The 18,664-nt window shown below is 69.6% G+C and carries 17 protein-coding genes; 15 read left to right on the top strand and 2 right to left on the bottom strand.

Translation table 11 applies throughout. The features are described from left to right. Positions 1-32: 32 nt before the first annotated feature. Together ACZ5WE_RS20420 and galE are read right to left on the bottom strand one after the other, a co-directional pair. Positions 33-959 (bottom strand): cation diffusion facilitator family transporter, encoded by a 927-nt coding sequence (locus tag ACZ5WE_RS20420; RefSeq protein ID WP_467690977.1) that lies wholly within the window; start codon positions 957-959, stop codon positions 33-35. Positions 960-1,124: 165 nt separating this feature from the next. Continuing rightward, positions 1,125-2,108, bottom strand: coding sequence for a UDP-glucose 4-epimerase GalE (galE, locus tag ACZ5WE_RS20415; RefSeq protein WP_467690976.1), 984 nt, complete (start codon positions 2,106-2,108; stop codon positions 1,125-1,127). 257 nt (positions 2,109-2,365) lie between these two features. Here galE and ACZ5WE_RS20410 point away from each other — a divergent pair, with 257 nt between their 5' ends. The 15 genes from ACZ5WE_RS20410 to ACZ5WE_RS20340 all read left to right on the top strand — a co-directional run. Further along, the gene (locus ACZ5WE_RS20410) at positions 2,366-4,177 is read left to right on the top strand and encodes a DUF5941 domain-containing protein (RefSeq protein WP_467691360.1); all 1,812 of its coding nucleotides are present in this window, start codon (positions 2,366-2,368) and stop codon (positions 4,175-4,177) included. Beyond that, positions 4,174-4,911 carry a phosphocholine cytidylyltransferase family protein gene (locus tag ACZ5WE_RS20405; RefSeq protein WP_467690975.1) on the top strand — a complete coding sequence of 246 codons (738 nt, stop codon included), beginning with the start codon at positions 4,174-4,176 and terminating at the stop codon, positions 4,909-4,911. The genes ACZ5WE_RS20410 and ACZ5WE_RS20405 overlap by 4 nt, the downstream gene beginning before the upstream one ends. Beyond that, a complete protein-coding gene (locus ACZ5WE_RS20400) occupies positions 4,899-5,963 on the top strand; it encodes an iron-containing alcohol dehydrogenase family protein (RefSeq protein ID WP_467690973.1) in 1,065 nt (354 codons plus the stop codon). Before ACZ5WE_RS20405 ends, ACZ5WE_RS20400 begins: the two co-directional genes overlap by 13 nt. After that, on the top strand, positions 5,941-6,720 hold the full coding sequence (locus ACZ5WE_RS20395; RefSeq protein ID WP_467690971.1) for a CDP-alcohol phosphatidyltransferase family protein: 780 nt from the start codon (positions 5,941-5,943) through the stop codon (positions 6,718-6,720). Before ACZ5WE_RS20400 ends, ACZ5WE_RS20395 begins: the two co-directional genes overlap by 23 nt. Before the next feature lie 20 nt (positions 6,721-6,740). Next, positions 6,741-7,613, top strand: coding sequence for a glycosyltransferase family 2 protein (locus tag ACZ5WE_RS20390; RefSeq protein WP_467691358.1), 873 nt, complete (start codon positions 6,741-6,743; stop codon positions 7,611-7,613). Positions 7,614-7,708: 95 nt separating this feature from the next. Further along, positions 7,709-8,647, top strand: coding sequence for an ABC transporter permease (locus ACZ5WE_RS20385; RefSeq protein ID WP_467690969.1), 939 nt, complete (start codon positions 7,709-7,711; stop codon positions 8,645-8,647). Then, entirely contained in the window at positions 8,640-9,428 is a 789-nt protein-coding gene (locus tag ACZ5WE_RS20380) for an ABC transporter ATP-binding protein (RefSeq protein WP_467690968.1), read from the top strand. Before ACZ5WE_RS20385 ends, ACZ5WE_RS20380 begins: the two co-directional genes overlap by 8 nt. 336 nt (positions 9,429-9,764) lie before the next feature. Continuing rightward, on the top strand, positions 9,765-10,661 hold the full coding sequence (hpnC, locus tag ACZ5WE_RS20375; RefSeq protein WP_467690966.1) for a squalene synthase HpnC: 897 nt from the start codon (positions 9,765-9,767) through the stop codon (positions 10,659-10,661). Further along, positions 10,658-11,608 carry a presqualene diphosphate synthase HpnD gene (hpnD, locus tag ACZ5WE_RS20370; RefSeq protein WP_467690964.1) on the top strand — a complete coding sequence of 317 codons (951 nt, stop codon included), beginning with the start codon at positions 10,658-10,660 and terminating at the stop codon, positions 11,606-11,608. The genes hpnC and hpnD overlap by 4 nt, the downstream gene beginning before the upstream one ends. A 109-nt stretch (positions 11,609-11,717) precedes the next feature. Continuing rightward, entirely contained in the window at positions 11,718-13,130 is a 1,413-nt protein-coding gene (gene hpnE, locus ACZ5WE_RS20365) for a hydroxysqualene dehydroxylase HpnE (protein ID WP_467690962.1), read from the top strand. Further along, a complete protein-coding gene (locus ACZ5WE_RS20360; RefSeq protein ID WP_467690960.1) occupies positions 13,127-14,272 on the top strand; it encodes a polyprenyl synthetase family protein in 1,146 nt (381 codons plus the stop codon). Before hpnE ends, ACZ5WE_RS20360 begins: the two co-directional genes overlap by 4 nt. 103 nt (positions 14,273-14,375) lie before the next feature. Beyond that, positions 14,376-16,373 (top strand): squalene--hopene cyclase, encoded by a 1,998-nt coding sequence (gene shc, locus ACZ5WE_RS20355; RefSeq protein WP_467690958.1) that lies wholly within the window; start codon positions 14,376-14,378, stop codon positions 16,371-16,373. Further along, a complete protein-coding gene (locus ACZ5WE_RS20350) occupies positions 16,373-17,023 on the top strand; it encodes a phosphorylase family protein (RefSeq protein WP_467690956.1) in 651 nt (216 codons plus the stop codon). Before shc ends, ACZ5WE_RS20350 begins: the two co-directional genes overlap by 1 nt. 5 nt (positions 17,024-17,028) lie before the next feature. Beyond that, complete coding sequence (hpnH, locus tag ACZ5WE_RS20345) at positions 17,029-18,054, top strand: adenosyl-hopene transferase HpnH (protein ID WP_399391421.1); 1,026 nt, start codon at positions 17,029-17,031, stop codon at positions 18,052-18,054. A 4-nt stretch (positions 18,055-18,058) separates the two neighbouring features. Then, positions 18,059-18,664 (top strand): flavodoxin-dependent (E)-4-hydroxy-3-methylbut-2-enyl-diphosphate synthase (locus ACZ5WE_RS20340; protein WP_467690954.1); only part of this gene is annotated, 606 nt, incomplete at its 3' end.

Raw genomic sequence — 18,664 nt, 5'->3', positions numbered from 1 at the left:
CAAGGAACCACCGGAAGCCACCCTCACCGGTGTCAGTGGCAGAGCTTCGTCTCGTGCTCCGCGTGGCCGACCGGCTCCAACTGGAAGGTGCAGTGCTCGACGTCGAAGTGGTCGCCCAGGCAGCCCTGCAGTTCGTGCAGCATCTTCTCGTGGCCGATCGCGTTCAGCGTCTCGGTACTGACGACCACATGTGCGGAGAGGACCGGCATTCCCGAAGTGATGGTCCAGGCATGCAGGTCGTGGACGTCCTCGACGCCCGGCAGATCCAGTATGTGCGAGCGGACCTCACCCATCTCGACGCCCTTCGGCGCGGACTCCAGGAGCACGTTCAGGGTCTCGCGCAGCAGCTTCACCGTACGCGGGACGATCATGAGGCCGATGACCAGCGAGGCGATCGGGTCGGCCGCCTGCCAGCCGGTCGTCAGGATGAGCACCGCGGCGACGATCACGGCCAGTGAGCCCAGCGCGTCGGCCATGACCTCGAGGAAGGCGCCGCGCACGTTCAGACTGTCCTTCTGGCCGCGCATCAGGAGCGAGAGCGAGACGATGTTCGCCACCAGGCCGATGACGCCGAAGACGATGGTCAGGCCGCCCTCGGTCTCGGCGGGCGTGATGAACCGCTGGATCGCCTCGAACAGGACGTAGCCGCCGACGCCCAGCAGCAGCAGGCAGTTGGCGAGCGCGGCGAGGATCTCGGCGCGCGCGTAGCCGAAGGTGCGGTTCTCCGTCGCCGGGCGGTTCGCGAACTGGATCGCGAGCAGTGCCATGCCGAGGCCCAACGCGTCCGTCGCCATGTGCGTCGCGTCAGCGATGAGCGCGAGCGAATCCGCCATGATGCCGCCGACGATCTCGACCACCATGACGGTGATCGTGATGGACAGCGCGATGCGCAGCCGCCCTCGGTACGCCGCCGTCGCCGTTCCCCCGTGCGTATGTCCGTGGTCGTGCCCAGCCCCCATGGAAGCCGCCTCCGTGTGCTCGGTATCGGTCTTCTGTTCCCCGGTCGCGTGTCTGTCGCGACCACAGTGAACTACGGGTGGGGGGTATCCGGCAACACGGCACTGAACACCGTTGTCATATGCTCTGACCTGCGGAAATGACCGCAGGTCAGAGCGTTGACGCGATCAGGAGCGGCGCGCGTCGGGGTGGTGGAGGCACCAACCCGCCCACGCGGATTCGACCATCTCGCGTACCCCGCGCCGCGCCTTCCAGCCCAGCTCGTCGGCGGCCAGGCCGGCGTCCGCGACGGCGCGCGGGGCGTCGCCCTCGCGGCGCGGCTCGACGAGCGCCGGGCGGCCGTCACCGGACACCTCGCCGATGAGCGTGACGAGTTCGCGTACGGAAACGCCCTCGCCGCGGCCGATGTTCACCGTCAGGTCGCCCTCGGGGCGGGCCTGGACGCGGCGGGCCGCCGCGAGGTGGGCGTCGGCGAGATCGGCGACGTGGATGTAGTCGCGGACGCAGGTGCCGTCCGGGGTCGGGTGGTCGTCACCGAAGATCCGCGGCGCCTCGTCATGGGTGAGCCGGTCGAAGACCATCGGGATCACGTTGTAGACCCCGGTGTCCGCGAGCTCGGGGGCCGCGGCGCCCGCCACGTTGAAGTAGCGCAGGCACACGGTCGCGATGCCGTGCGCCCGCCCGGCGGCCCGCACCAGCCACTCCCCGGCGAGCTTCGTCTCGCCGTAGGGGTTGATCGGTACGCAGGGCGTGGCCTCCGTCACCAGATCCACGGCGGGCGGGTTGCCGTACACCGCGGCCGACGAGGAGAAGACGAACCGCTTGATGCCGGCCTCGGCCACCGCTTCGAGCAGCGTCACCAGGCCGCCGACGTTCTCCCGGTAGTAGCGCAGCGGCTGCTCCACGGATTCGCCGACCTGCTTGCGGGCCGCGAGATGCACCACACCCGTCACCTCGTGCTCGGCGAAGACCCGCCGCAGCAGATCGCCGTCGAGTGATGAGCCCCTAATGAGAGGGATGTCCGCGGGGAGTCGCTCCGGCACCCCGGCCGAGACGTCGTCAAGGACGACGACCCGCTCCCCGGCACCGGCCATGGCCCGCGCCACATGTGCCCCGATATAACCCGCTCCACCTGTGATCATCCATGTCATGGGCGTCGACTTTATGTCGTTTGTGCCGGTCGCATGAAGCGCGGTTTGTGGCCGCCGCCTCCGATCGACCATGATGATCGAGTCGGCGTTGGCCCTCGCAGGCCGTGCTTATCGGGCCGTAAACGGGCGGTGAACGCCCGCTTCCCATCATCCGATAGCCTCTGCCGACGTGCCGCCCGGCCGCTGCCGGCCAGGGGCGCCCCTCATCACGCACGTGCCCGGCGCGAGCCGCGCCGGCAATCAAGGAGTGAGTTCGTCTGTCGACCGCCATCCTGACCGGTCAGCCGGTCCCCGGGTCGCCGCTCGAAGGCGATCTGCGGTCCCTGGGGTTTGACGTCCGGGTCGCATCCGACGCCGCGGACACCGAAACGCTGCTCGCCGCCGTACCTGGCGGGCAGCGGGTCGCGGTCGTCGACGCGCGTTTCGTGGGCCACGTCCACGCGCTCCGACTCGGCCTGACGGACCCGCGCTTCGCCGCGTCGGCCGTCCCCGGCGCCGTCACCGCTCAGCCCGAGGCCCGAGCCGACCTGGCGCGCGCCCTGCGCGCCACCGCCGGCTCCGGCAACGGCGGCGGCTCCACCGTGACGGTCGAGGCACTCGCGGACCACGTGGCCGAGGCGATCGAAGCCGAGGGCCGCGCGCTCCACCGACCCGAACTCGGCACCCTCGTCGCCACCGTGCCCAGCGACCCGCAGACGCGGAACGAGGCACGCCAGGCCGTCGCCGCCGTGGACGACGAAGCCGTACGCCTGCGCACGGCCGTCAAGTCGCGGGACGGCTTCTTCACGACGTACTGCATCTCTCCCTACTCGCGCCACATCGCCCGCTGGTGCGCGCGCCGGGGCCTCACCCCGAACCAGGTCACCACCGCCTCGCTCCTTGTCGCCCTGATCGCGGCGGGCTGCGCGGCCACCGGTACCCGGGGCGGCTTCGTCGCGGCCGGTCTCCTGCTGCTCTTCTCCTTCGTCCTGGACTGCACGGACGGGCAGCTCGCCCGCTACTCCCTGCAGTACTCGACGCTGGGCGCCTGGCTGGACGCGACGTTCGACCGCGCGAAGGAGTACGCCTACTACGCGGGCCTCGCGCTCGGCGCGGCCCGCGGCGGAGACGACGTATGGGCGCTCGCGCTCGGTGCGATGGTCCTGCAGACCTGCCGCCACGTCGTGGACTTCTCCTTCAACGAGGCGAACCACGACGCGACGGCCAACACCAGCCCCACGGCCGCCCTTTCGGACAAGCTCGACAGTGTCGGCTGGACGGTCTGGCTGCGCCGGATGATCGTGCTGCCGATCGGCGAGCGCTGGGCGCTGATCGCCGTACTCACCGCCGTGACCACCCCGCGCATCACGCTGATCGTGCTGCTCATCGGCTGCGGCCTCGCCGCCTGCTACACCACGGCGGGCCGCGTTCTGCGCTCGCTGACCCGCAGGGCGACCCGCACCGACCGCGCGGCGCAGGCACTCGCGGACCTCGCCGACACCGGACCGCTCGCCTCCGCCTTCGCGGCACTCAGGTTCCGCGGTCCGTCGCTGCCCGCGCCGGCCCTCGCCTTCGTCGGCGGTGCGGTGATCGCCTGCGTGGCGGGACTCACGTCGTACGGCAGCCCGTGGGTGATCGTCGCCGCGGTGATCTACGTCATCACTTCGGGTCTCGCCGTGGCCCGCCCCCTCAAGGGCGCCCTCGACTGGCTCGTTCCGCCGTTCTTCCGCGCGGCCGAGTACGGCACGATCCTGCTGCTGGCCGCCAACGCGGACGTGAACGGTGCCCTGCCGGCGGCTTTCGGACTGGTGTCCGCTGTCGCCTACCATCACTACGACACGGTGTACCGCATTCGCGGCGACGCGGGAGCGCCGCCGCACTGGCTGGTGCGGGCGATCGGCGGGCATGAGGGCAGGACGCTGGCGGTCGCTCTCGCCGCCGCTCTGCTCACCGACACAGATTTCACCGTCGCGCTCACGGCACTCGCCGTGGCCGTGGCACTCGTGGTGCTCGTCGAGAGCATCCGCTACTGGGTGACCGCTCACAAACGTGGAGCACCCGCCGTACACGATGAAGGAGAACCCGCATGATCGGCCTCGTGCTGGCGGCCGGCGCCGGACGGCGTCTTCGCCCCTACACCGACACGCTTCCCAAGGCCCTGGTGCCGGTCGACGGTGACACCACCATCCTCGACCTGACCCTCGGCAACTTTGCGGAGATCGGTCTGACCGAGGTCGCGATCATCGTCGGCTACAAGAAGGAGGCGGTCTACGACCGCAAGGCGGCGCTCGAGGAGAAGTACGGCCTCAAGCTCACGCTGATCGACAACGACAAGGCGGAGGAGTGGAACAACGCCTACTCCCTCTGGTGCGGTCGTGACGCGATCAAGCACACGGTGATCCTCGCCAACGGCGACACCGTGCACCCCGTCTCCGTCGAGAAGACGCTGCTCGCCGCCCGCGGCGAAGGCAAGAAGATCATCCTCGCCCTCGACACGGTGAAGAACCTCGCCGACGAGGAGATGAAGGTCATCGTGGACCCCGAGAAGGGCGTCCAGAAGATCACCAAGCTCATGGACCCGGCGACGGCCACCGGTGAGTACATCGGTGTCACGCTCATCGAGGGCGACGCCGCCGAGCAGCTGGCCGACGCCCTGAAGACGACCTTCGAGCGCGACCCCGACCTGTACTACGAGGACGGCTACCAGGAGCTCGTCAACCGCGGCTTCAAGATCGACGTGGAGCCGATCGGCGACGTCAAGTGGGTCGAGATCGACAACCACGACGACCTCGCCAAGGGGCGGGAGATCGCGTGCCAGTACTGACGAGGCTCATCCCCTCGCCGGTCGTCGTGGACATCCGGCCCGGGGCGCTCAACGACCTGGCCGGTGTCCTCGCGGACCAGCGGATCTGCTCGTCCACCGGCAAGCTCGCCATCGCGATCAGCGGCGGCTCCGGCGCCGTGCTGCGCCAGCGGCTCGAACCGTCGCTGCCCACCGCCGAGTGGTTCGAGGTCGGCGGCGGCACGCTCGATGACGCCATCAAGCTCGCCGACGCCATCAAGAAGGGCCGCTACGACGCGGTCGTCGGCCTCGGCGGCGGCAAGATCATCGACTGTGCCAAGTTCGCCGCCGCGCGCGTCGGCGCCCCGCTGGTCGCCGTAGCGACGAACCTGTCGCACGACGGTCTGTGCTCGCCGGTCGCCACGCTCGACAACGACGCGGGCCGCGGCTCGTACGGAGTGCCGAACCCCATCGCGGTCGTCATCGACCTCGACGTGATCCGTGAGGCCCCCGTACGGTTCGTGCGCTCCGGCATCGGCGACGCCCTGTCCAACATCTCCGCGATCGCGGACTGGGAGCTCGCCGCCCGTGAACGCGGCGAGGACATCGACGGCCTCGCGGCCGCGATGGCACGCCAGGCCGGCGAGGCCGTCCTGCGCCACCCCGGCGGCGTCGGCGACGACAGCTTTTTGCAGGTCCTCGCCGAGGGTCTGGTCCTCACCGGCATCGCGATGTCCGTGTCGGGCGACTCCCGCCCGGCGTCCGGCGCCTGCCACGAGATCAACCACGCCTTCGACCTCCTCTTCCCCAAGCGCGCCGCCAGCCACGGCGAGCAGTGCGGCCTGGGCGCGGCCTTCGCGATGTTCCTGCGTGGAGCGCGCGAGGAGTCGCTGTACATGGTGGAGGTCCTGCGCAGGCACGGCCTCCCCGTGACGCCGGAGGAGATCGGCTTCACCGTGGACGAGTTCGTCCAGGTCGTGGAGTACGCCCCGCAGACGCGCCCCGGGCGCTACACGATCCTCGAGCACCTCAATCTGAATTCCGACCAGATCAAGGACGCATACGCCGACTATGCCAAGGCCATCGGTAGCTGAACTCCGCCCCGTCGTTCACCCCGCAGGGGTGAAGGACCGGCGCAGCGGTGAGCACTGGGCGGGACGCCTGTACATGCGAGAGATCTCGCTGCGCTGCGACCGCTACCTGGTGAACACCAGGATCACGCCCAACCAGCTCACGTATCTGATGACCGTGGCCGGCGCCCTCGCCGCCCCGGCGCTTCTGGTGCCGGGGATCACGGGCGCCGTGCTCGGCGTGATCATGGTCCAGCTGTATCTCCTGCTCGACTGCGTCGACGGCGAGATCGCCCGCTGGCGCAAGCAGTACTCCATGGCCGGGGTCTACCTGGACCGCGTCGCCGCTTACCTCTGCGACGCCGCGGTGCTCGTCGGCTTCGGCCTGCGCGCCGCCGACCTGTGGGGCTCGGGGCGCATCGACTGGCTGTGGGCCTTCCTCGGCACCCTCGCCGCGCTCGGTGCCATCCTGATCAAGGCGGAGACCGACCTCGTCGGTGTCGCCCGTCACCAGCAGGGCCTCGCGCCGGTCAAGGAGTCGGCCGCCGAGCCGCGCTCCTCCGGCATGGCCCTGGCCCGCAGGGCCGCGGGCGCGCTCAAGTTCCACCGGCTCGTGCTCGGCATCGAGGCGTCCCTGCTCATCCTGGTCCTCGCGATCGTGGACTCGGTCCGCGGTGACCTGCTCTTCTCACGGATCGGTGTCGCCGTACTCGCGGGTATCGCACTCCTCCAGACCCTGCTGCACCTCGTGTCCATCCTCGCCTCCAGCAGGCTCAAGTGAGTGCGGCGGGGAGCCGGCCCCTGAAGGTCGGCGCGGTCATCATCACCATGGGCAACCGGCCGCAGGAGCTGCGCGCCCTCCTCGACTCGGTCGCCAAGCAGGACGGCGACCCGGTCGAGGTGGTGGTCGTCGGCAACGGCGCCCCCGTGCCCGAGGTCCCCAATGGCGTACGCACCGTCGAGCTGCCGGAGAACCTCGGCATCCCCGGCGGTCGCAATGTCGGCATCGAGGCCTTCGGACCCGGCGGCACCGACGTCGACGTCCTGCTCTTCCTCGACGACGACGGCCTGCTCGCCAACACGGACACGGCCCAGCTGTGCCGCGAGGCGTTCGCCGCCGACCCGAAGCTCGGCATCATCAGCTTCCGCATCGCCGACCCGGACACCGGGGAGACCCAGCGCCGCCACGTGCCGCGCCTGCGCGCCTCCGACCCGATGCACTCCTCGCGCGTGACGACCTTCCTCGGCGGCGCCAACGCCGTCCGTACGCAGGTCATGGCCGAGGTCGGCGGCCTGCCCGACGAGTTCTTCTACGCCCACGAGGAGACCGACCTCGCCTGGCGTGCCCTGAACGCGGGCTGGATGATCGACTACCGCGCCGACATGGTGCTCTTCCACCCCACGACCGCCCCCTCGCGGCACGCGGTCTACCACCGGATGGTCGCCCGCAACCGCGTCTGGCTGGCCCGCCGCAACCTGCCCGCGCTCCTGGTCCCGGTCTACCTTGGTGTGTGGATGCTCCTGACCCTGGCCAGGAAGCCCTCGCGCCCCGCGCTCAAGGCCTGGTTCGGCGGCTTCAAGGAGGGCTGGACGACGCCCTGCGGACCTCGCAGACCGATGAAGTGGCGTACGGTGTGGCGCCTGACCCGACTGGGCCGACCTCCTGTCATCTGACAAGCTCGGGTCTGAGAACATCTGGGCCATACTCCGGTCCCTGGCCCACGCCTACGCCCGACCGGCTGCGCATCTGAAGACGAAAGTTTCCACTCGTGAGTGAGACAACGCATGACGGCGGGGTCGCGGTGACCGCGCCTCCGTCGCCCGATGACGGGCTCTCCCGGGCCGATCTCGCCGCCAAGTACGGTCTGACCGTCAGTGGCGCACGGCCCGGACTTTTCGAGTACGTCAACCAGCTCTGGGGACGGCGCCACTTCATCCTCGCCTTCTCCCAGGCGAAGCTGACCGCCCAGTACAGCCAGGCCAAGCTCGGCCAGCTGTGGCAGGTGGCGACGCCGCTCCTCAACGCCGCGGTCTACTTCTTCATCTTCGGACTGCTGCTCGGCGCCAGGGAGGGTATTCCGCACCACATCTACGTGCCGTTCCTGGTGACCGGTGTCTTCGTCTTCACGTTCACGCAGAGCTCGGTCATGGCGGGCGTGCGGGCGATCTCCGGCAACCTCGGCCTGGTCAGGGCCCTGCATTTCCCACGGGCCTCGCTGCCGATCTCCTTCGCGCTGCAGCAGCTCCAGCAGCTGCTGTTCTCGATGATCGTGCTGGTCATCATCATGTGCGCGTTCGGGATCTTCCCCGCCCTGTCCTGGTTCCTGGTCCTGCCCGCGCTGCTCCTGCAGTTCGTCTTCAACATGGGCCTGGCGCTGATCTTCGCCCGGATGGGCAGCAAGACGCCCGACCTGGCGCAGCTGATGCCGTTCGTGATGCGGACCTGGATGTACGCCTCGGGCGTCATGTTCAGCATCCCCGCCATGCTCGCGACCAAGGAGAGCGTGCCCAGCTGGATCGGGGACGTGCTCCAGTGGAACCCGGCCGCCGTCTATATGGACCTCATCCGCTTCGCCATGATCGACGACTACGGCAGGTCGTACCTGCCGGAACACGTGTGGTTCATCGCCGCCGGCTGGGCGGTCCTGTTCGGCGTGGTCGGTTTCGTGTACTTCTGGAAGGCTGAGGAGCGTTACGGCCGTGGCTGACGAAGGCAAGATCACCGACAAGGGGCACATCCCCACCGTCATCGCCGACGAGCTGCACATCGTCTACCGCGTGAACGGCGCGAAGACGGGCAAGGGCAGCGCCACCTCCGCACTGAGCCGCATCCTCAGGCGCGGCGAGGAGCGGGGCGTACGCAAGGTGCACGCCGTGCGCGGCGTCAGCTTCACCTCCTACCGCGGCGAGGCCATCGGCCTGATCGGCTCGAACGGCTCCGGCAAGTCGACCCTGCTCCGTGCCATCGCGGGCCTGCTGCCCGCCGAGAAGGGCAAGGTCTACACCGACGGTCAGCCCTCGCTGCTCGGCGTCAACGCGGCCCTGATGAACGACCTGACGGGCGAGCGCAACGTCATACTCGGCGGGCTCGCGATGGGCATGACGCGCGAGCAGATCAGGGAGCGCTACCAGGAGATCGTCGACTTCTCGGGTATCAACGAGAAGGGCGACTTCATCACCCTGCCGATGCGCACCTACTCGTCGGGCATGGCGGCCCGCCTGCGCTTCTCCATCGCGGCCGCCAAGGACCACGACGTACTGATGATCGACGAGGCGCTCGCCACGGGCGACCGGAAGTTCCAAAAGCGCTCCGAGGCCCGCATCCGCGAGCTCCGCAAGGAGGCCGGCACGGTCTTCCTCGTCAGTCACAACAACAAGTCCATCCGTGACACCTGTGACCGCGTGCTGTGGCTGGAACGCGGTGAGCTGCGCATGGACGGGCCGACCGACGAGGTCATCAAGGAGTACGAGAAGTTCACGGGCAAATAGCCCATCGCGTACGCCCGAACGCGCCAGGGCCCCGCCGGAGTCGACCCGGCGGGGCCCTGGCGCGTCCTGAGTCCTCGGCTGCCCCTCTGGTTGCCTCAAGTCCCTTGGGTCCAGGGAAGATTGACGCCAATCGGTGTGTTGTTGTGATGCGCGGAACACCCCGACGATGCACGCCGCGTTGTACAACGTAAGCTGTACCGGTGCTGATTCGCGGCAAGTGGGGCGAAATCGCGCGGCGCCCCGGCTCGCGGCACGGTCCGCCACGCGGAGGGCCGGGCGGCGTGTCCGAAATAGGATGTATTGGATCGGCAGTGTAGAACGGGAGATGTGACGGCAATGGCTACGGATGATCTCCAGCTGCGCGACGCATCCGCCGTCCTCGCGAAGGCCGCGGACGAGAACTTCCCCGTGGCGCCCTTTTTCCTGCCCCGCGCCTGGCGCGACGATCTCATGGCCGTGTACGGCTATGCCCGCCTCGTCGACGACATCGGCGACGGCGATCTGGCCCCCGGCGGCGCCGACGCCCGCTACCTCGGTGTGGACCCCGAGGCCGCGGAGGACCGGCTCACCCTCTTGGACGCTTTCGAGGCCGACCTGCACCGGGTCTTCGACTCCACGCCGCGGCACCCGCTGATGCGTGCCCTCCAGCCCACCGTGCGGCGCTGCCACCTCACCCCCGAGCCCTTTCTCGGCCTGATCGCGGCCAACCGCCAGGACCAGCTCGTCGCCCGCTACGAGACGTACGACGATCTCCTCGCCTACTGCGAGCTGTCCGCGAACCCCGTGGGCCGACTCGTCCTCGGTATCACGGGCACCGCGACCCCGGAGCGGATCCGCCGCTCGGACGCGGTGTGCACCGGCCTCCAGATCGTCGAGCACCTGCAGGACGTCGCCGAGGACCTGGGCCAAGGGCGCATCTATCTGCCCGCCGAGGACATGAAGCGATTCCATGTCCAGGAGCGGGATCTGGCCGCACCGACAGCAGGCGCGTCGGTGCGCGCACTGGTTGCATATGAAGCAGAACGCGCCCGCTGCCTCCTGAATGAAGGCACCCCCCTGGTGGGTAGCGTCCACGGCAGGCTGAAGGTGCTGCTTGCAGGTTTCGTGGCTGGGGGGAGGGCGGCGGTCTCTGCGATCGCCGCCGCCGGATACGACGTACTTCCTGGACCGCCGAAGCCCACCAAACCGCGTTTGCTGCGCGAGGCGGGGGCGGTTCTGCGAGGAGAGGGGTGAGCCGGACCGTGGAGTCAGGCCCGAACGTGTCCGCGCCGGTACTCGCCGCATACAGCTACTGCGAGGCCGTCACAGGGCAGCAGGCACGCAATTTCGCGTACGGCATCAGGCTGCTTCCGCTGCCCGAGCGCCGCGCGATGTCGGCGCTCTACGCCCTCTCGCGGCGCGTGGACGACATCGGCGACGGGGCGCTCGCGCCGGACGTCAAGGCCGAGCGCCTCGACGAGACCCGGGCCCTGCTCGCCCGGATCCGCGAGGGCAAGGTGGACGAGGACGACACCGACCCCGTGGCGGTGGCGCTCGCGCACGCCGCGACACACTTCCCCATCCCGCTCGGCGGGCTCGACGAGCTGATCGACGGGGTCCTGATGGACGTCCGCGGTGAGACGTACGAGACGTGGGAGGACCTCAAGGTCTACTGCCGGTGCGTGGCGGGTGCCATCGGGCGGCTCTCGCTGGGCGTGTTCGGCACGGAGCGGGGGGCGCTCAATGCCGAGCGCGCGCCGGAGTATGCCGACACGCTCGGCCTCGCACTCCAACTCACCAACATTCTCCGTGACGTTCGCGAGGACGCGGAGGGCGGCCGTACGTATCTGCCCGCCGACGATCTCGCCAAGTTCGGCTGCTCCGCCGGGTTCTCGGGCTCACAGCCGCCCGCCGGTTCCGACTTCGCCGGGCTCGTGCACTTCGAGGTGCGCAGGGCGCGGGCGCTGTTCGCCGAGGGGTATCGACTGCTCCCCATGCTCGACCGGCGCAGCGGGGCCTGTGTCGCCGCCATGGCGGGCATCTACCGGCGGCTTCTCGACCGCATCGAGCGGGAGCCGGAGGCGGTCCTGCGCGGTCGTGTCTCGCTGCCGGGCCGCGAAAAGGCGTACGTCGCCGTGCGCGGTCTCTCCGGTCTCGATGCGCGCACCATCTCCCGGCAGACCGTCAGGAGGCGTATTTGATGGGCATCCGAGGCGAATGCGGAGAACGTAGGGCAACCTCCTGCGACCGGTGGGCAACCCTCCGCTCCGCCCCGGCGTCCCAGACTGCAACCGCCGAGGGGGAAAGCGCATGAGAGACGACGACACGCCATCGACCGCGGAGGCCGACGGCCATGATGGCCGCGGGGCCGCCGTGGTGGTCGGCGGCGGCCTCGCCGGCATCACCGCGGCGCTGTCCCTCGCCGACGCGGGGCTGCGCGTGACGCTGCTCGAAGGACGGCCGCGCCTCGGCGGGCTCGCCTTCTCCTTCAAGCGCGGCGAGCTGACCGTCGACAACGGCCAGCACGTCTATCTGCGCTGCTGCACCGCCTACCGCTGGTTCCTGGACCGCGTCGACGGCGCGGCCCTCGCGCCCCTGCAGGAACGTCTCGACGTGCCCGTCCTCGACGCCGACCGCAATCGGCTCGGACGCCTTCGCCGCACCGCGCTGCCCGTGCCGCTGCACCTGGCGGCGAGCCTCGCCACGTACCCGCATCTGTCGCTCGCGGAGCGCGCCAACGTGGGGCGTGCCGCGCTCGCCCTCAAGGGACTCGACCCGGCCGACCCCAAGCTGGACGGCCAGGACTTCGGCAGCTGGCTCGCCGCGCACGGTCAGTCGGCGCGTGCCATCGAGGCCCTGTGGGACCTCGTCGGCGTGGCCACGCTGAACGCCGTCGCGGGGGACTCCTCGCTGGGGCTCGCCGCGATGGTCTTCAAGACCGGGCTGCTCTCGCAGCCGGGCGCCGCCGACATCGGCTGGGCGCATGTGCCCCTCGGTGATCTCCATGACACGCTCGCCCGCAAGGCGCTCGACTCCGCGGGCGTGCGAACCGAACTGAGGACACGAGTCACCTCCATCTCCCGTACGGAGAACGGCGGTTGGAAGGTCGAAGTTCCCGGCGAGACGATCGAGGCACAGACCGTCGTGCTCGCGGTGCCGCAGCACGAGACCCACGATCTGCTCCCGGACGGCGCCCTGGACGAGCCCGACCGGCTGCTCGACATCGACACCGCGCCGATCCTCAACATCCACGTCGTCTACGACCGCAAGGTGCTCAAGCGGCCCTTCTTCGCAGCCATCGGCTCACCGGTGCAGTGGGTCTTCGACCGGACCGACGCCTCCGGGCTCACCGAGGGCCAGTACGTCGCCCTGTCCCAGTCCGCCGCCCAGGACGAGATCGACGCCCCCGTCGCCGCGCTGCGCGAGCGCTACCTGCCGGAGCTGGAGCGACTGCTGCCCGCCGCGCACGGCGCCGAAGTGCGGGACTTCTTCGTGACCCGGGAGCGCACCGCGACGTTCGCGCCGACTCCCGGTGTGGGCCGGCTGCGGCCCGGTGCTCGCACCAAGGCCCCCGGCCTGTACCTGGCCGGGGCGTGGACCGCCACCGGGTGGCCCGCGACCATGGAGAGCGCCGTCCGCAGCGGCATCAGCGCCGCAAGGGAAGCTCTCTCCGCACTAGACCGCCCACGTGACCACCTCTTCGACGTCGAGGAGGCCGCGTGAAGCCAGCCCTTCTGGGGTCAGGTCCCCAGGAAACCAGCACCGGAACAACCAGTACCGGAACAAGAGGAGAGACTGTGCCGACTGTGCCCTCGGCCGAATCGGCTGCCGACACGGTGGACGTGACCTCACTGCTCGAGCGCGGAAGGACGCTGGCCACCCCGGTGCTGCGGTCCGCCGTGGACCGCCTCGCGCCGCCCATGGACACCGTCGCCGCCTACCACTTCGGCTGGATCGACGCCGAGGGCAACCCGTCGGACGGTGACGGCGGCAAGGCCGTGCGCCCCGCCCTCGCCCTGCTCTCCGCGGAGGCGGCCGGCGCCGCGCCGGAGGTCGGCGTACCGGGAGCTGTCGCGGTCGAACTGGTGCACAACTTCTCGTTGCTGCACGACGACCTGATGGACGGTGACGAGCAGCGCCGCCACCGCGACACGGTGTGGAAGGTGCACGGCCCGGCCCAGGCCATCCTCGTCGGCGACGCCCTCTTCGCGCTCGCCAACGAGATCCTCCTGGAGATCGGCACCGTCGAGGCGGGCCGTGCCACGCGCCGCCTGACCACCGCGACCCGCGCCCTGATCGACGGCCAGGCGCAGGACATCTCCTACGAGCACCGCGAGCGGGTCACCGTCGAGGAGTGCCTGGAGATGGAGGGCAACAAGACCGGCGCCCTGCTCGCCTGCGCGGTCTCCATCGGTGCGGTCCTCGGCGGCGCCGACGACCGCACCGCCGACATCCTGGAGAAGTACGGCTACCACCTCGGCCTCGCCTTCCAGGCCGTGGACGATCTGCTCGGCATCTGGGGCGATCCGGAGTCCACCGGCAAGCAGACCTGGAGCGATCTGCGCCAGCGCAAGAAGTCACTGCCCGTCGTGGCCGCGCTCGCGGCGGGCGGACCCGCGTCCGAGCAGCTCGCCGAGCTGCTCGCGGCCGACGCCAAGAGCAATGACTTCGACAGTTTCTCCGAGGAGGAGTTCGCCGCACGAGCCGCCCTGATCGAGCAGGCGGGTGGCCGCGAGTGGACCGCCGAGGAGGCCCGGCGCCAGCACACCATCGCCATCGAGGCCCTCGACACCGTCCAGATGCCGGACCGGGTGCGGGCGCAGCTCGTCGCGCTCGCCGACTTCGTCGTCGTACGAAAGAGATGATCACTATCGAGCAGATATAGGACTCGCAGTCGCCGGCCGGCGCCCAGCGCGTCGGCCGACGGCGGACCCACAGCAGAGAAGACGACTGCACGAAGGGGAAGCCATGACAGCGACGACCGACGGAAGCACCGGAGCGGTGACGCCCCGGGCAACCTCGGCCAGCCAGCCACTCGACCGGCCCGCGGTGACGACAGCAGGGCCACGTGACACCGCCGCGCGCGCCATACAACGCTCCACCGAATTCCTGCTCTCGCAGCAGGACGCCCAGGGCTGGTGGAAGGGCGACCTCGAAACGAACGTGACGATGGACGCCGAGGACCTGCTGCTCCGTCAGTTCCTGGGGATCCGCGACGAGAAGACCACCCGCGCCGCCGCGCTCTTCATCCGCGGCGAGCAGCGCGAGGACGGGACCTGGGCCACCTTCTTCGGCGGCCCCGGCGAACTCTCCACCACCATCGAGGCGTACGTCGCGCTGCGTCTGGCGGGCGACGCCCCCGACGACCCGCACATGGCGAAGGCCTCCGCCTGGATCCGCGACCAGGGCGGCATCGCCGCGAGCCGCGTCTTCACCCGTATCTGGCTCGCGCTCTTCGGCTGGTGGAAGTGGGAGGACCTCCCCGAACTCCCGCCGGAACTCATGTACTTCCCCAAGTGGCTGCCCCTCAACATCTACGACTTCGGGTGCTGGGCGCGGCAGACGATAGTGCCGCTCACGGTCGTCTCCGCCAAGCGCCCCGTCCGCCCCGCGCCCTTCCCGCTGGACGAGCTGCACAGCGACGCGCGCGTACCGAACCCGAGCAAGCCCTCTGCTCCCATGGGGAGTTGGGACGGTGTCTTCCAGAGGCTCGACAAGGCGCTGCACCTCTACCGCAAGGTCGCCCCGCGCAGGGTGCGCAAGGCCGCGATGAACAGTGCCGCTCGCTGGATCATCGAACGCCAGGAGAACGACGGCTGCTGGGGCGGCATCCAGCCCCCGGCCGTCTACTCCGTGATCGCACTGCATCTGCTGGGCTACGACCTGGAACACCCGGTTCTCAAGGCGGGCCTTGAGTCGCTCGACCGGTTCGCGGTCTGGCGCGAGGACGGCGCCCGGATGATCGAGGCGTGTCAGTCGCCGGTCTGGGACACCTGCCTGGCCACCATCGCGCTCGCCGACGCGGGCGTGCCCGCCGACCACCCGCAGCTCATCAAGGCGGCGGACTGGATGCTCGGTGAGGAGATCGTACGGCCCGGCGACTGGTCGGTCCGCAGGCCCGGGCTCGCGCCCGGCGGCTGGGCGTTCGAGTTCCACAACGACAACTACCCCGACATCGACGACACCGCCGAGGTCATCCTGGCCCTGCGCCGGGTGGAACACCCCGACCGCCCGCGCCTGGAGAACGCGGTCGAGCGGGGCATGCGCTGGACCCTGGGCATGCAGTCGAGGGGCGGCGCCTGGGCCGCCTTCGACGCCGACAACACCAGTCCGTTCCCCAACCGGCTGCCGTTCTGCGACTTCGGCGAGGTCATCGATCCGCCGTCGGCCGACGTCACCGGGCACGTCGTGGAGATGCTCGCCATCGAGGGCAAGGCGCACGACCCGCGCACCCGGCGCGGCATCGAGTGGCTGCTCGCCGAACAGGAGCCGGACGGCTCGTGGTTCGGCCGCTGGGGCGTCAACTACGTATACGGGACAGGGTCCGTGGTGCCCGCGCTGACCGTGGCCGGGCTGCCGGCCTCGCACCCCGCGCTGCGCCGCGCCGTCGGCTGGCTGGAGTCGGTGCAGAACGACGACGGAGGCTGGGGCGAGGACCTGCGCTCCTACCGCTACGAGGAGTGGCGGGGCCACGGCGCCTCCACCGCGTCGCAGACCGCCTGGGCGCTGCTGGCGCTGCTCGCGGCGGGCGAGCGGGACTCCAAGGCCGTGGAGCGGGGCATCGCCTGGCTCGCCGAGACACAGCGGGACGACGGCTCCTGGAACGAGCCGTACTTCACCGGTACCGGCTTCCCCTGGGACTTCTCCATCAACTACCACCTCTACCGGCAGGTGTTCCCACTCACCGCGCTCGGCCGGTACGTCAACGGGGAGCCGTTCGCGGGCCTCTCCACCAAGGGGGGCTGATGGACCGAACCCCGGCCGCGCCGGACCCCGCACCGCTGCTGATCGCCTGCGCGCTCGGCATCGAGCACCTCGCCCTGCGCATGGGCGACCGCGGGAACGCGCACGGGCGGCTCACCGTGCTCCGTACGGGCATGGGCCCCAAGAACGCCGAGCGCGCCGTCACCGGCGCCCTCGGCAGGCAACCGCTGCGCCACGCCGCCGTCGTGGCCACCGGCTTCTGTGCCGGGCTCGCCCCCGGCATGCACCCCGGCGATCTGGTCGTCGCCGACGAGACCCGGCACGCGGACGGCCACACGCCTTGTGTCCGCACTGATCTGCTGGTCAAGGAGCTGGAGCGGGCCGTACCGGGCCGCACCGTGCACACCGGCCCGCTCACCGGCTCCGACCATGTCATCCGCGGCCACGAAAGGGCCGCTCTGCTCGCCACGGGCGCGATCGCGGCGGACATGGAATCCGCCGCGACGCTGCACAGCGCGCTGCGGGCGGGAGACCGTCCTGTTGCCGCCGTCCGGGTGGTCGTGGACGCCCCACAGCACGAACTCGTCCGCATCGGCACGGTGCGCGGTGGAATATCAGCTTTCCGTGTTCTCCGTTCCGTGCTTCCCGCGTTTTTCGAATGGCACCGTTCTTCTTTGCTCCCCCGGAGGTGAGCCAGATGGCCATGCCGCTGCGCCAGACCATCAAGGTCGCGACGTATCTCTTTGAACAGAAGCTCCGCAAGCGTGACAAGTTTCCCCTGATCGTCGAGTTGGAGCCGCTCTTCGCGTGCAATCTCGCGTGCGAAGGGTGCGGCAAGATCCAGCACCCGGCCGGGGTGCTCAAGCAGCGCATGCCGGTGGCCCAGGCCGTGGGCGCCGTCCTTGAGTCCGGTGCGCCGATGGTGTCCATCGCCGGTGGTGAGCCGCTGATGCACCCTCACATCGACGAGATCGTGCGGCAGTTGGTGGCGAAGAAGAAGTACGTCTTCCTCTGCACCAACGCCATGCTGCTGCGCAAGAAGATGGAGAAGTTCACGCCTTCCCCGTACTTCGCGTTCGCCGTGCACATCGACGGAATGCGGGAACGGCACGACGAATCCGTCGCGAAGGAGGGCGTGTTCGACGAGGCGGTGGAGGCCATCAAGGAAGCCAAGAAGCGCGGTTTCCGGGTGACCACCAACTCCACGTTCTTCAGCAACGACACGCCGCAGAACATCATCGAGGTCCTCAACTTCCTCAACGACGAGCTGGAAGTCGACGAGATGATGCTGTCGCCCGCCTACGCCTACGAGAAGGCGCCGGACCAGGAGCACTTCCTGGGCGTCGAGCAGACCCGCGAGCTGTTCAAGAAGGCCTTCGCGGGCGGCAACAGGCGGCGCTGGCGCCTGAACCACTCGCCGCTGTTCCTCGACTTCCTGGAGGGCAAGGCGGACTTCCCGTGCACCGCCTGGGCGATCCCGAACTACTCGCTCTTCGGCTGGCAGCGCCCCTGCTACCTGATGAGCGACGGGTACGTCCCGACGTACAAGGAGCTCATCGAGGAGACCGACTGGAGCAAGTACGGCCGCGGCAAGGACCCGCGGTGCGCCAACTGCATGGCGCACTGCGGCTACGAGCCCACCGCCGTCCTCGCCACCATGGGCTCCCTGAAGGAGTCCATCCGCGCCGCCCGCGAAACGGTCTCCGCGAACCGCGCGGGGTGACGTCATGAGTCTCGGAACGCCTGTCGCACTGGGCCTTCCCGAGCTGCCGGTCCGGCCGATCTCGCAGCGCCGCCTCTCGCGGCGCATCGAGGTCGGCTCGGTGGCCGTGGGGGGCGGCGCACCGGTGTCGGTGCAGTCGATGACGACGACGCGTACGTCCGATATCGGGGCGACGTTGCAGCAGATCGCGGAGTTGACCGCGTCGGGTTGCCAGATCGTGCGGGTGGCGTGTCCGACGCAGGATGACGCTGACGCGCTGGCGACGATTGCGCGGAAGTCGCAGATTCCGGTGATTGCCGACATTCACTTCCAGCCGAAGTATGTTTTCGCGGCGATCGACGCCGGTTGTGCCGCGGTGCGGGTGAACCCGGGCAATATCAAGCAGTTCGACGACAAGGTGAAGGAGATCGCGCGGGCCGCGAACGACGCGGGTACGCCGATCCGGATCGGCGTGAACGCGGGTTCGTTGGATGCGCGCCTCCTCAAGAAGTACGGGAAGGCGACTCCGGAGGCTCTGGTGGAGTCGGCTCTGTGGGAGGCGTCGCTCTTCGAGGAGCATGGTTTCAGGGACATCAAGATCTCGGTGAAGCACAACGACCCGGTGGTCATG

The organism is Streptomyces sp. NPDC033180, from assembly GCF_055577645.1.
This window is presented reverse-complemented; position numbering and strand designations above follow the sequence as displayed.